The organism is Polynucleobacter tropicus, from assembly GCF_013307225.1.
Taxonomy (GTDB): domain Bacteria; phylum Pseudomonadota; class Gammaproteobacteria; order Burkholderiales; family Burkholderiaceae; genus Polynucleobacter; species Polynucleobacter tropicus.
The window spans coordinates 309763-323040 of the sequence record NZ_CP028942.1; the positions used below are offsets into that span (position 1 = coordinate 309763).

The window sequence follows — 13278 nt, forward strand, 5'->3', positions numbered from 1 at the left end:
AAGTTTGGTCAGAATAAGATTGATTCCATCCACGTGACATGCAAAGCGACTTTTTCTAAAAATGCCTAAAGATAGCAATAAAAGGGTTAAAAAAATTCTACCCCTCATTCTAAATCTTTGGGCTTACTTTAGTCCAAAGAAAAAACAAGATTTTTATTTATTGTCAATATTAATGATATTGACTTCATTTATCGAAATATTAAGTATTGGCTCAGTCGTGCCGTTTCTGAGTGCTCTTACTGCCCCAGATACGGTTTTTGAAAGCCCAATCATTCAACCATTAATTTACTTATTTAAAATTAATACCGCTAACGGCTTATTAATTCCGATGGCGGTATTCTTTTGTTCCACCGCAATTTTGTCAGCAAGTGTAAGGTTAATGCTTCTTTGGCGGACTGCCAATTTGTCTTTTTCAGTTGGCGCTGAATTGAGTGCCGAAATTTATCGAAAAAGCCTATATCAGCCATATCATATTCATATTTCAAGAAATAGCAGTGAAATTATTAACGGGATTTCAAATAAGGCAAATACCGTCATCTATAGCACAGTTTTGCCTATACTAAATTTTATTTCTGGAGCAGTTTTATTGACGACCATTTTAGTCGTGCTTATTTATCTAAATCCCCTGATAACATTTATTGCATTTTTGGGTTTTGGATTTTCTTATGTAATTGTAGTTCGTTTAATTAAAAATCGCCTCTACGTTAATAGCAAAATAATTGCTTATGAGTCAAACAATGTTATCCAATCAATTCAAGAGGGCCTCGGTGGGATAAGGGATGTTTTAATTGATGGTTCTCAGGAAATTTTTTGTAAAAAATATGAAGCGGCGGATAGTGCTGTTAGGGGTGCTCAAGGTAGCAATCATTTTCTTAGTATTAGTCCAAAATATATTATGGAGGGAATAGGACTTGTTTTAATTGCAATATTGGCCCTAATTATTTTGGGCTTTCAAGATAGCGCTATTGGCATTATTCCAATGCTAGGCGCCTTAGCGTTGGGGTCGCAGAGGTTATTGCCGCTCTTGCAACAACTCTATAGTTCATGGGCCTCTCTACAAGGCGGACTTGATTCGTTGGGGGATGTGGTGGCGCTTTTGAATCAATCAATGCCAAAAAGCTCCAGCAAGCCATTGACCCCAATTTCCTTTACGCATGAAATAAGGTTGTCCAATATTTCATTTGGCTATGAGCCTAGTCAGCCCCTTGTCTTACGGCAAATTAATTTGATAATTTTGAAGGGGGAAAAAGTAGGGGTAATTGGTAAAAGTGGTTGTGGAAAATCTACTTTTTTGGATGTTTTAATGGGTCTTTTGCAGCCATCCGAAGGTAAGTTGAAGGTTGATGGTGAAGAAATACGGCAGCTTAATGCTCGTAATTGGCAAGAAAATATTGCCCATGTACCCCAGTCCATATATTTAAGTGACGCATCGATTATGGAGAATATTGCTTTCGGTGTTCCAATTGAGGAGATTGATATTGCTGATGTTATAAAGGCTGCCAAAGGTGCGAAGATAGATGGATGGATTAGTCGACTGCCAAACCAATATTTAAGTGGTGTTGGCGAACGTGGCTTACGACTTTCTGGCGGTCAACGCCAGCGCATCGGACTGGCCAGGGCTCTATATAAAAAATCAAGTTTAATCATACTTGATGAGGCAACTAGTTCGCTTGATACCGCCACGGAAGAGAGTATTATGGAAACGGTCCATTGTCTTGATTCAAATATCACCATTATCATGGTTGCGCACAGATTGAGCACTTTAAAGGATTGCACAAAAATTATAAAAATCGAGAATGGCAAAATTAAGTCCGAAGGTTCATATTCTGAATTGATTAATATTGAACCAATTAAAAATAAATTTTAATTTTTTGCAAATTTATTTAAATAAGTTCATAACATTCATTATTACTGACATAGTCGGTATAGAATGAGCATTTAATAAAAATCTACGGGGTTTGGAATTAGGAATAACATGTTTTGTTCAATTTGCGGTGAACGTAATATTACCGATGCTATTAAATCTAAGGATTTCAACAGAGGCATCGATAATAATGCTTTCTCATATTATCGATGCCTCTGTTGTCATTCTTATTTCTTGTACCCCACTCCTCATAATATAAGTTTCTACTACCATGGGGCATATCCCGCTTATAAACACACTTCGAATAAGAGCAATCAGGTTGACCTAGAATCGGATAAGCTGCGACTTATTAAAAAATATAAAAAAAGAGGAAAGCTAATTGAGGTGGGTCCTGCAGCTGGAGCTTTTATGCGTGTTGCAAGTGAGGCTGATTTTAAGGTCACTGGAATTGAAATGGATGAGAGTTGCTGTAAATATATAAGCCAGTCCATGGGTTTAAATGTTGTAAATTCATCATCACCTGCCCGGGAGTTAAGGTTGCAGGAAGATGTTGATGTTTGTGTGGCCTTTCATGTGATTGAGCATTTAGAATGTTTACCAGAATTCTTAGAGGCCGCATCTTCTTCATTATCGAGAAAGGGGATTCTTGTTCTATCCTCACCCAACCCAGAATCTCTTTCATTTAGAGTTTTTAAAAAATATTGGGTCCACCTTGATGCGCCTAGGCATTTATCTTTGGTCTCTATTGTGGCTCTGGACAGTCTGATGGGTAGGTATGGGATGGTAAGAATTGGTCTGCATCAGAATGATAGAGTTGGATGTCTCATTAGCGCTGCAGGCTGGAAAGATTCTTTGGTTAATATATGTCGAGGTACTAAGCCGCCGTTTAGATGGATTGCCAGGCTTGGACCTGTTCTATCATTCTTAATGCTTCCTTTTGATCGTATTTCGGGTCTGGGGGGTTCATACACAGCAATTTACTCATTTAAATCTAGCCAAAAAGATTTGGTTGGTCAATGAGTTTATTTGTCTTATACCTTGCGCGGGGTATGGATGGGGGTGCAAAGGCAACTTTTGATTTTTTCCGATCATATATGGCTGTTAATGCCGGTTGTAATCATCATCTAGGGGTTATTTTTAAGGGCTGGGACCAGCCCGAAGAAAAAGAAATTGCGCTTAACTTGGCAAGACTATGCAATGCTCAAATATTCGACTTTATTGACGATGGGTATGACTGGGGTGCTTACATACGCATAATGCCATATATTGATTCATATGATGAGATATGTTTTTTAAATACGTTTAGCCGTCCATTGGTTAATGATTGGCTGAGGTTGTTATCTCATGCTTTAAATAATACTGAAAATGGGCCCATTGGTGCGGCTGGTGCCACTGGATCTTGGGAGTCCTATTTGCAATGGCCTAATGCCAATTTTTTTTCGGGTGGCATAAGGCAGCGCCTAAAGTTTTTTAGAAATTACCTTAGATTTAAGCCGTACCCAAACTATCACTTGAGATCAAATGCTTTTATTTGCAAAAAAAGTATTTTTAATTTATTTTCAAAATCATTGAAAATTCCCAAGACTAAATTTGATGCCCTCCTTCTGGAAAGTGGTAGAAAAGGATTTTCAGCTTTTTTGCTTGGAATGGGGTACAAGCTGATTGTTGTTGGCGCCGATGGTAGCTCATATGCCCAAGAGGAGTGGGATAAAAGTAAAACTTTTAGGTCTGGAGGCCAGTTGAATTTAGTGGTGTCGGACAATAGAACGGCGCAGTACGACGAGGCAAGCTTGGTTGACAAAATAAGACTGCGGACTCTGACATGGGGGTCTTCAAGTGGGCCAATCTAAAATGCTTATAACATATGTAATTCCTGTATTAGATCAAGAGCGCACAATTTTAAGGGCTGTCTTTTCGGCGCTTGCTATTGCTGAGGAGTTGGATGGCGCCATTTTGGTGTGCGTAAATAAATGTAGTGATTCCACCCTAGATCTGGTCTCAGGCTTGCGGAATGATCGAATTACTATCCTATCATCTGATGTTTTATTGAGTATGAGAGAGAATGCCTTAAGGGGCTTACTGGAGGTTAAGACGCCCTATGCTTGTTTCCTTAGTGGCGATGATTGGTTGCCATTTGATGGGCAAATCCAGTTAGCCGCAGTTGCTCAAGAGGCGTTGATTAATAACTTAAGCCCCGTTTTTTTTGGCGACTACCATATTGTGCTCAATCAGAACGATGATTCTAAAAATGTTATTTGTAGTTTAGAAGAAACGTGGTCGAGCACTCCAAGACGGAGGCAAAGGGAAAATATTATAAAAATCCATTTACCCAATCTTAACGGCGCCTGGGTACCAATTGATTTATTCATAGCGGGCATGAAGGCTATCCCCTTATATATGCCTGAAGAGCTTACTAGTTATGCTGGTGACGTTCCATTTTGGTGGTTTTTAGTTGATTCTGCAGTGGTGCAGTATGTTCCAGTAAATCAGGTGAATTACAACGGTGAGTTGGATGGTATTGAAGTGGGTGGATACCAAAAGAGAGCTAGGCACATGCAGCTCCAAGGGATATTTTCTTTTTATTCAAATCTTTTGGATGATAAATCAATGGAAGAATATTTTTCTATGATTTCAAGAGAAAAAATAAATGCCTTAACTTTCTCGAAAAATATATCAAAAAATGAGTTAAAAAAAATAGCTAAAAAATTCAGCCATCAGAAAGATCCATGGATTAATTATGTGATTTATGGGGCAATTGAAAATTATTATCTAATGTTTCTATTCTATCAATTTTTTACGAGAGTTTATAGAAAATTAAAAATATGGAAAAAATAAAAAATGGATATTCTAGCGGCTTTATTGCCGCTATAGCAGCTTTATGTCTGCTGAGTTACGAATTATTTTTTACATTTTGTGCGCTGATTGGGTATACATATCCAGGTTCTAACAGTAGCCCCATTTTTAAAATTTATGCGGGGGTATTGTTTTTAATCGCTATCATGATTTTTTTGAAAAATAATTCAAAGCTCAGCCTCAATTTTTGCCTAATTCTACAAGAAAGAATACTAATATTACCCTTTTTGATTTGTGGGGCATATATATTTTCTGTTATTGATAGGGGTAGCATAAATAAGACCGCTGAACTATACATCTTATATTATTTAGTATTTAGTTTACCTGCATTAATTATGGGTATTTTGATTGGCAGATTAAGTTTAATAGATTACTTTATTAAAATAATTGATTTATTTGTATTTATTGCAAGTATAGCGATTTTTAAATCATATATTTTTGGGTACTTATTTGGACATCGTTTTTCGAATTTTGGGGGCGTCGACTATCAAAGTGCATCATACATATCGGCAATATTTTTCGGATTGAACCTCTATTTTGTTTTATTTTTAAAAGAGGGAAGGTATAAGTATTTTAGAATTTTGATGGGTACAATTTTATTCCTTGGGGTCTTGATTCCAGAAGGTAGGGGCGGATTTCTTTTAATGATCTTATATATAATATTTTTTGTTATATCATATATATATCTGGGTGTGAAAAAGATAAATCCAAAAAAAAATTCCTATATTTTCCTAGCTATTATTTTTATCGCTCCAATATTGGCGGTTGGGTTTAATAAGCTGGATAATTCTGGGAGGGGATTGAAGCGTGCTTTAGAGTACTTGGAGTATAACGATCACCATAAATCTGAGGCCAAGCCAACTCCGCCTCATAATGATTCCGATGCTGGCGATAAAGGCAAGCTCGAGGAGGGCGACGTTAAGATATTGGACGCTGCAAATGCAATTAATGCGCCAATACACCCTTGGTTGAAAATGACGGGGATTAATTGGAGTGGAACTTCAAATCGTGGGGCGCTCTACTCAAATACTATCAGGCTGATAATTGAACGGCCATTTTTTGGATATGGCCTATTTGGATTTTGGGATATATCTGGCTACCCTCACAACATAGAGTTGGAAATTTTTCTGCAGGGCGGGATTTTTTATTTTTCTCTTGCGGTAATTTTCTTTTTTTATTTTGCTAAAAATTTATATAAGTTAATATCTTTAGATTCAAAAAATTTAATAATTCTAATTATTTTTATGCTCCCGCTTGTTAGACTCCATGTATCCGGTACATACATCAGTGAGGCATCGTTATGGTTTTGCATTGGACTGGCTTTTTCCAGGCCAGATCTGGGGCGATCTTAAGATTAACTTATCCCCTTAAGTGCGGTGGTTGAAAATGCAAAGAATTCTTCATATAGTCAGAAAAATGGATCATGGCGGCGTTCAATCCATGATCATGAACTACTACAGAAACATTGATAGAAAAAAAATTCAATTTGATTTTTTAGAGCTGGAGAGTGGTCAAAGTTTTTATGCGGATGAAATTGGGCTATATGGCGGTCATATTTTTAAGCTTGAGGGGTCTGGATCTCATTTAAAAAAATTTTACTTATATTGCAAATTTCTGACTGTTAATAGGCCGTCGGCAATTCATTGCCATTTAAATTGGCTTAACGCAATATTCTTATTTTCAAGCCTTATTTTTTTAATACCCATAAGAATTTCTCACAGTCATAATGCATTACTTCCCGCAAGAGGCGTAGATTTAATTATTAAAAAAATCCTTAGAGTAGTTATCAATACATCTTCCACCCATAGATTCTCTTGCTCCACAGAATCGGCTATCTGGCTTTATGGTGCGGAGGTCATTTATTCGAATAATTATACTTTGATAAGGAATGCTATTGATCCAGTCAAATTTACTTATGAGGATGCTTCGAGGGAGTTAAAGAGGGCCGAGCTTGGAATTGTGAATGAATTAGTTATTGGCCACATTGGGCATTTTAATGTTCAAAAAAATCATACTTTTATACTGGAAATTTTTAAAAATTTGGCTAATTTAAATCCAAATGTAGTTTTAGTCCTAGTTGGGACTGGCGATTTGTTTTTAGATGTAAGTGAGATGGCAAAAGAGTATGGGATTGAGCGGCAGGTGCGTTTTTTGGGAGATCGCGTGGATATTCCCGAGTTATTTGCTGCGTTTGATATATTTCTTTTTCCCTCTTTGCATGAAGGCCTTCCGTTTGTTTTGCTTGAGGCTCAAGCCGCTGGGGTCCCATGCGTTATTTCGGACGTTATTACACGAGAGGTGGCTATTGGAGACGGCGTCTTCTTTATCGGGCTTAACGAGCCTGCAAAAACTTGGGCCAGTGAGATTGTGAGTATTGATTTAAAAAGGAGGAAGGGGAATCTAAGCTCAATTTACTCCTATGGTTATGATATTCGCGCCGCTGCAAAAGAACTTCAAGCCAATTATATGCTGGCATTTTCATCCCTATCAAATTAATTAGTTGTGACAATTTATCCAGCCATTAAGCTGTTGCTAATTTCTCCCGGTCGACTCCCAATACCAGCTTACGAGGGGGGCGCTGTTGAAAATTTGCTAGAAATTTTCTTGGAGTTTAACGAGGCTCACCAACATTTTGAAATACTTTGCGCATCAGCATCTCCACTTTGCCAAGAAGGGCTGGCTGCTGGGTTTAAAAAAACAAGTTTTCTATATATAAAAACGCGCTCTTTAAGATTTCTTGTTAAAAAAGCACTCTTTAAGGTTGTGAGATTTTTTGGTTTTGGCTTAATTGAAGATGTGTATTTTCAAGAGGTCTTGAGAAATTTAGGCAAAAAAATTCACGATTTTGATCTTGTAGTTATTGAAAATACTCCAGAATATATTCTTCCTTTGAGAAAAGTGTATAAAGGCTATGTAATTTTGCATTTGCACAATAATTATTTGTATCAAAAAACCCATTTAAACGAAGAGATTATTCGTTCTTTTGATGAAATATATGGGGTAAGTGATTTTATTTTGAGCCAGCTCCAAAATCGCATAGATTCACAAAGAATGCATCTTTTGTACAATGGGATTAAGGTTGGTAAATTTAACCCAAAAAATCCACTTGAAGATTGCCGGTATTCTCGAGCCTCTTTGAATATTCGACCTGATGAGTTCGTAATTTTATATGCAGGCAGAGTCGCCGAATCAAAAGGGATTATGCTATTGATCGATGCATTTAAGAAACTTGCAAAAATATATCCAGCTAGATTGATTATTGCAGGTGCGCCAGCCTTTAAGAACTCCAGTGATGATGATTGCATGGTGGGGGCTAGGGCGTTAGCGGCTGACTTGGCGGACAGGGTTATTTTCTTGGGTTATGTGGATTATGATGCTATGCCTTCTGTATACCGTATCGCGGATATTGGCGTGGTGCCATCCCTTCAGCCTGAGGGGTTTGGGTTGACGGCTTTGGAGCATCTGGCTGCGGGTAATCCAGTGGCAACCACCGGATTGGGCGGACTGTCGGAGGTTATTGATTGTGCAACTGGATATTTATTGCCTATAGCCTCAGACGCATTCATTGATAAGTTCGTGGCAATAATTGGCCATCTTTACGAAAACCCTGAATTGCAAAAAAGCATGTCAAGACTTGCAATTGCTAGGGCTGAGCGGTTTTCAGATTCAATTTATTCCCAGCGTTTTAAAAGTTTGCTACAAGAATCATTTGCGCGCGCCGTAGCAAAGAAAAGGCATATATGAAAGTGTTATTTATTCAGCCATATGTTGCGCATTATCTCTCCCCACTTTTTGAGAGGCTAAGTAGGAGTCACGAGATTACTGTACTGCATAGTGGAGAGCTTGCTTCGCAGAAAAAATTTAGCGAAATAATACTGTTGCTGATTAAACTTGGCCCCTTTTCTTTACTTTAAAAAAAATATATATTCCATTTGCAATGAGTATGATGTTGTGGTGTCTGAGGCAAACCTAAGATACTTGGATAGAAACTTATTAATATTGTGGCCATTTAGAAAATTTAAGTGGGTGGCTTGGGGTATAGGCGTTTCAGCATCATATAAAAATAAATTTCATAAAAATAGGGGGCTTGATCGTGTGAGGGCATTCCTCTTCAATAGGGCGGAAGCGCTAATATTTTACTCTAATTACCCTATTGAGTTGTATGCAAAACTTGGAGTTTCCAGGGATAAGCTTTTTGTTGCGCACAATACTGTAGATATTTCATCGGGAGAGCATGATCCCATTGAAAAAAGAAAGATAATTTTTGTTGGAACTCTTTATAAAGAAAAGAATATTTTTTCTTTATTGCATGCTTATAAAAAATATGTTTCATGTAGCGCTAGCCCGCTTCCGCTTTCCATAATTGGTGATGGTGAAGAGTTTTTTGAGGTTGAGCGCTGGATTATAGAAAATAAATTGGATGGCTTGGTTGGACTTGAAGGTGCGATTTACGATCCTTCTGGGCTTGCGCTTCACTTTAGGGAGGCTTATGCGTGTATCTCTCCGGATCAGGCTGGCTTAAGTGTTTTAACAAGTATGGGATACGGCGTTCCCTTTATCACCAAGAGAGATGCGTTTACTGGCGGTGAAATTTTTAATATTGAACATATGAAAAATGGAGTTCTGTATGGTGAGGATGATGAGCTTGTTTCAATTTTTAATGAAATTGAAGGCAATAGAGATGTATTCATTGAGCTAGGAGAAAGAGCTTTGAAGCATTATCGTTCTAGTAGAACAATGGATCAAATGTGTGAATCTATAGAGCGGGCAATCAACTTTGCGGCAAGAAAATCATCGTAGTTTCTGTAATAGTCTAACTCGTCATAAAAGTCTGAGGCTAAAACTAGACATATGGTATTGGGTTTGAAATTTAGCTCTTCCGCCCAGATCATCGGGGGAATGTGTAAGCCTACAGTTAACGCATTTAAATGAACAATTTTTTTTGAAGATCCATCATCTAGAGCTACATCAAATGATCCATTAATACATATAAGCAGTTGATGTAGCTCTTTGTGAGCATGGGACCCTCTCGATTTCTCTGGAGGAATGTCGTGGAGATAAAACACCCTCTTGATATGGAAGGGGATATTTGGCGGTCCTTCAATGACTGTTAATTTTCCCAGATCTTTGGATGAGATGGTCGATAGATCAATAGCCTGACAATCTTGAATTTTTGTATTGGGGATCACGTTTTTTCTGTTACCGTTCTTATAATCTGTATTAAAATTTAGCTTAAATCTTATATTAATAATGCTCAAATTTTTTGATTTATTAAAAAATAATCTTTGCATGCTTCCTATTTAATGGAGTTTTAGATTGATAAATGTTTGGGAATATGCTGCTGAATTCGCCCTAGAGAAGCAAGAGATTTATGAGGCTATTGATACAGTTTTTAGCTCTGGAAGATTGATACTCGGCCCGCAAACTGAAGCTTTTGAGGAAAAATTTGCAAAATGGTGCGGCGCAAATTTTTCTGTTGGGGTTGGCAATGGCACTGATGCAATATTTTTAGCCTGCAAGGCACTTGGTCTCCAGAGTGGGGATGAGGTCATTACCGTGGCAAATACTGCTGTTCCTACGGTGTCTGCAATCGTAGCGGCTGGTGGCGTACCTGTTTTTGTGGATGTCAATCCCGATACTTATCTTATGGATATTAATCTAGTTGAAAAAAAAATATCTGCTAAGACAAAGTTAATTATCCCGGTTCATCTATATGGCCAAATGGTTGATATGGATCCATTGATGGCGTTAGCGGGCAAATATAAAATTCAGGTGATTGAAGATTGTGCTCAAGCGCATGGCGCAAAATATAAAGGTAGAACGGCAGGAACGATTGGGGATGTCGCCGCCTTTTCTTTCTATCCCACAAAAATTCTTGGTGCCTATGGAGATGCAGGACTATGCCTCACAAGCAATGAGGTTGTGCGAGATAAGTTGCGACGATTAAGATTTTACGGGATGGAAAAAAACTACTACTCAATCGAGCATGGCTATAACTCTCGTATTGATGAACTTCAGGCTGCAATTTTACTTAAAAAGTTGGAGCATTTAACTTCATATATTAAGGCTCGTCAAAAAATAGCCAGAATATATGACCATGGCTTGCGAGGAACTAGCTTCATTTTGCCTCAATCAGCACCTCAAAATGAGCACGCGTACTATTTGTATGTTTTGCGCCATAGCAGAAGGGATGAGGTTATCAGGCTATTGAGCGAAAAATTAATCAACGTAAATATATCTTATCCTTGGCCCATCCACACCATGAAAGCATTTGATCATTTGCAATACAAGCTGGGTGATTTGCCTCATACAGAATTGGTTGCAGCAGAAATTTTTTCATTGCCTATGTACCCACAGCTGGAAGAGAGTCAACAGTTTCGAGTTATGGATGTATTGAGAGAGATTGATCATCAATTAAGTTAATATTGATATGCTAAAACTGCAAAAAATAGAGCAATTCGTAACTTTATTTGATTCTGCATTTGCACCCCAGGGATTGGCTCTGTATAAATCTCTGTGTCGCCATGTTGACCGTTTTAATCTTTGGATAATTTGTTTGGATGATGAGGTTTATTTTTCCTTAGTCAAATTGGGATTACCTTTTATCACTCTTCTTCGCTTGTCAGATTTAGAGACGGCCGAGTTGAGGGGTGTTAAAAAGAATAGATCGAAAGCTGAGTATTGTTGGACCTTAACACCTTTTGCTGCAAATTTTGTCTTTGATTTGGACGGCTCTGTAGATCGAGTGACCTATTTGGATGCGGATTTGTGGTTTTTGAGGGATCCAAGGGAGATTTTTGATGAGTTTGAATCCTCTTGTAAGAAAGTACTGATTACTAAGCATGCTTTTCATCCGCTCAGCGACACATCTGCCGAGCGGGGTAAATTTTGTGTCCAGTTTATTATTTTTTCTCGAAGCAGCGTGGAATCTGTCCAGAAGTGGTGGCAACATAAGTGTTTAGAGTGGTGCTTTGCAAGACTTGAGGATGGAAAGTTTGGGGATCAGAAGTATTTAGATCTATGGCCCACCCTGTTTGGGGATCAAGTGCACGTGTTAAAAAATGAAAGTGCAGCTTTAGGTCCATGGAATGCGCTTAGATTTCCATGGAGCGATGGAATTTTTTATCACTTTCATAGTTTGAGAATATTAAGAAAAAACTGGGTAATATTGTCCAATAATGGATATTTCTTGCCAAACCCATTAATAGAGTCTGTATACAAACCGTATTTAAGTGACTTAGCGCTTGCTCAGGCGGAATTAAAAAAAATTGGGGGGAGTCAAAAAAAACAATTTTTATTGTTTAGTTTTGACACGTTCAAGTTAATCTTACGAGGCTTCCGCCGATATTATTTAACGCTATTAATGTTTTTACCGACTTGCAGAAAAATTAAAAGATAGACTCAACGATCTTGCAAAAAATTAAAAAAAGAATATTGCTAAGTTTTGGCACTCGTCCTGAGGCTATAAAAATGGCACCTTTGATTCATGCATTGAAGGCGTTGCCCAATGATTTTGAGGCTATTGTATGTGTTACCGCCCAGCATCGAGAAATGTTGGATCAAGCTCTAGAGATATTTAGCATCACCCCGGATTTTGATTTAAATTTGATGAGGAGGGGGCAGGATTTGCATAGTCTTACTGGCGAGATGTTGATCGCCATGCGAGATGTAATACAGAAGACCGCACCCAATCTATTATTGGTCCATGGAGATACAACCTCAACTTTTGCTTCCGCAATAGCTGGTTTTTATAGTAACTTGCCTGTTGGGCATATTGAGGCTGGGTTGAGAACTGGCAATATTCTTCAGCCCTTTCCTGAGGAATTCAATCGTCAGGTAGTCTCGAAGATTGCAAAGTGGAATTTTGCCCCCACTGAAAGATCGAAATTAAACTTGCTGAAGGAGGGTGTCAATCCAGGGTCAATATTTGTTACTGGTAATACTGTGATTGATTCACTGTACTGGATTTTGCAAAAATTAGATTTGGATGATTCGAGACGAAATCGATGGGTTTTAGAATTATCCGGTGTGCTAGGTTTTGATTGGCAATCAAAACCTTTTGTTTTAATTACCGGACATCGAAGAGAAAATCATGGGGATAATTTCATTCAAATTTGTAAGGCTCTAAAGCAACTAGCGCACCGTTTTAAAGCTGTAGAGTTTGTTTATCCCGTGCATCCAAACCCAGCAATTTACGAAGCTGCGCATCGGCTGCTCGGGTCAATTGATAACATATATTTAATTGAACCCTTGGAATATGAGCCATTTATTCTTTTGCTTAAGGCGGCATATATTATTCTAACTGATAGCGGAGGTATTCAAGAAGAGGCTCCAAGCTTAAAAAAGCCAGTTTTGGTGATGAGGGATACTACCGAGCGGCCAGAGGGAGTTGAAGCTGGCGCCATCCGACTTGTTGGTACAGATGCGGATGAAATTATTAAAAATGTATCGGAACTTCTTACGAATAACATACTTTATCAGGACATGATTAATTCCGATAATCCTTACGGTGATGGAACGGCTTGCCAAAAAATTATCTCAATATTGAAGGATTGTTAAGT

12 protein-coding genes are annotated in these 13278 nt (G+C 38.1%); 11 read left to right on the forward strand and 1 reads right to left on the reverse strand.

The window, feature by feature from the left end:
- The first annotated feature begins 61 nt into the window (after positions 1-61).
- The 8 genes from DCO17_RS01670 (at position 62) to DCO17_RS01705 (ending at position 9517) form a co-directional block, all read left to right on the forward strand.
- Positions 62-1867: an ABC transporter ATP-binding protein gene (locus tag DCO17_RS01670; RefSeq protein WP_217425431.1), complete on the forward strand. Its 1806-nt coding sequence runs from the start codon at positions 62-64 to the stop codon at positions 1865-1867.
- A gap of 108 nt (positions 1868-1975) precedes the next feature.
- The gene (locus DCO17_RS01675; protein WP_173955090.1) at positions 1976-2884 is read left to right on the forward strand and encodes a class I SAM-dependent methyltransferase; all 909 of its coding nucleotides are present in this window, start codon (positions 1976-1978) and stop codon (positions 2882-2884) included.
- On the forward strand, positions 2881-3714 hold the full coding sequence (locus DCO17_RS01680; RefSeq protein ID WP_173955091.1) for a hypothetical protein: 834 nt from the start codon (positions 2881-2883) through the stop codon (positions 3712-3714). The genes DCO17_RS01675 and DCO17_RS01680 overlap by 4 nt, the downstream gene beginning before the upstream one ends.
- Positions 3701-4699 carry a hypothetical protein gene (locus DCO17_RS01685; RefSeq protein ID WP_173955092.1) on the forward strand — a complete coding sequence of 333 codons (999 nt, stop codon included), beginning with the start codon at positions 3701-3703 and terminating at the stop codon, positions 4697-4699. Before DCO17_RS01680 ends, DCO17_RS01685 begins: the two co-directional genes overlap by 14 nt.
- Entirely contained in the window at positions 4687-6069 is a 1383-nt protein-coding gene (locus DCO17_RS01690) for an O-antigen ligase family protein (protein ID WP_173955093.1), read from the forward strand. The genes DCO17_RS01685 and DCO17_RS01690 overlap by 13 nt, the downstream gene beginning before the upstream one ends.
- Positions 6070-6103: 34 nt before the next feature.
- Positions 6104-7213 carry a glycosyltransferase family 1 protein gene (locus DCO17_RS01695; RefSeq protein WP_173955094.1) on the forward strand — a complete coding sequence of 370 codons (1110 nt, stop codon included), beginning with the start codon at positions 6104-6106 and terminating at the stop codon, positions 7211-7213.
- 6 nt (positions 7214-7219) lie between these two features.
- Positions 7220-8461, forward strand: coding sequence for a glycosyltransferase family 4 protein (locus DCO17_RS01700; RefSeq protein ID WP_173955095.1), 1242 nt, complete (start codon positions 7220-7222; stop codon positions 8459-8461).
- A gap of 147 nt (positions 8462-8608) precedes the next feature.
- Positions 8609-9517 carry a glycosyltransferase gene (locus DCO17_RS01705; RefSeq protein WP_217425432.1) on the forward strand — a complete coding sequence of 303 codons (909 nt, stop codon included), beginning with the start codon at positions 8609-8611 and terminating at the stop codon, positions 9515-9517.
- On the opposite strand, the gene DCO17_RS01710 is transcribed toward DCO17_RS01705, so the two are convergent.
- The gene (locus DCO17_RS01710) at positions 9460-10008 is read right to left on the reverse strand and encodes a sugar 3,4-ketoisomerase (RefSeq protein WP_173955097.1); all 549 of its coding nucleotides are present in this window, start codon (positions 10006-10008) and stop codon (positions 9460-9462) included. The two genes, DCO17_RS01705 and DCO17_RS01710, sit on opposite strands and share 58 nt — an antisense overlap.
- 25 nt (positions 10009-10033) lie before the next feature.
- On the opposite strand from DCO17_RS01710, the gene DCO17_RS01715 reads away from it, so the two are divergent.
- The 3 genes from DCO17_RS01715 to wecB are packed head-to-tail and all read left to right on the forward strand — an operon-like array spanning position 10034 to position 13276.
- Positions 10034-11140 (forward strand): DegT/DnrJ/EryC1/StrS family aminotransferase, encoded by a 1107-nt coding sequence (locus DCO17_RS01715; protein WP_173955098.1) that lies wholly within the window; start codon positions 10034-10036, stop codon positions 11138-11140.
- A gap of 7 nt (positions 11141-11147) precedes the next feature.
- Positions 11148-12116: a glycosyltransferase family protein gene (locus tag DCO17_RS01720; RefSeq protein ID WP_173955099.1), complete on the forward strand. Its 969-nt coding sequence runs from the start codon at positions 11148-11150 to the stop codon at positions 12114-12116.
- Positions 12117-12127: 11 nt separating this feature from the next.
- On the forward strand, positions 12128-13276 hold the full coding sequence (gene wecB, locus DCO17_RS01725; protein WP_437342810.1) for a non-hydrolyzing UDP-N-acetylglucosamine 2-epimerase: 1149 nt from the start codon (positions 12128-12130) through the stop codon (positions 13274-13276).
- The last annotated feature ends 2 nt before the right edge of the window (positions 13277-13278 follow it).